At 52.6% G+C, this 386-nt stretch carries 2 pseudogenes; both read right to left on the bottom strand.

Annotation, left to right across the window (positions count from 1 at the left end):
- Positions 1-149: pseudogene (locus DWY79_RS23455) on the bottom strand (hemolysin D); the annotation flags it as partial.
- 21 nt (positions 150-170) lie between these two features.
- Positions 171-386 (bottom strand): annotated as a pseudogene (locus DWY79_RS22450) (peptidase domain-containing ABC transporter); the annotation flags it as partial.

The raw sequence follows: 386 nt of genomic DNA, 5'->3' as shown, positions 1-386 counted from the left end.
TATTTGAAGAAACAGCTTCCCACCAGCAATGTCACGACCACGAGGAATAACAGCGTTATCCCCCACCGTACGATCCAGGCCGGCACTTGCCCCATCACCTCCTGTACCTCCTCGCTCCTCAGTTCTATGTCCTTATTTCTCTTCTCCAACTAATTTTCAATTTTCAATTCTCAATTCCCAAGCTCCAACTGATTCTTCACCAACTTATAATAAGTCCCCCGCAAGGCCGTGAGTTCCTGATGCGTCCCTTCCTCCACGACGCGTCCCTTGTCCAGCACCACGATCTTGTCCGCGTCACGTACCGTGCTTAGCCGATGCGCCACGACCACCACCGTCCGTCCTTTGTAGAAGGCGTGCAACTGCTCCATGATCTCCCGCTCGTTGTT

Source organism: Parabacteroides sp. AF27-14 (assembly GCF_003635425.1).
GTDB classification, from domain to species: Bacteria; Bacteroidota; Bacteroidia; order Bacteroidales; family Tannerellaceae; genus Parabacteroides; species Parabacteroides distasonis.
Note: the sequence above shows the minus strand (reverse complement) of the source record. Positions and strands in the feature narration are given on the sequence as shown.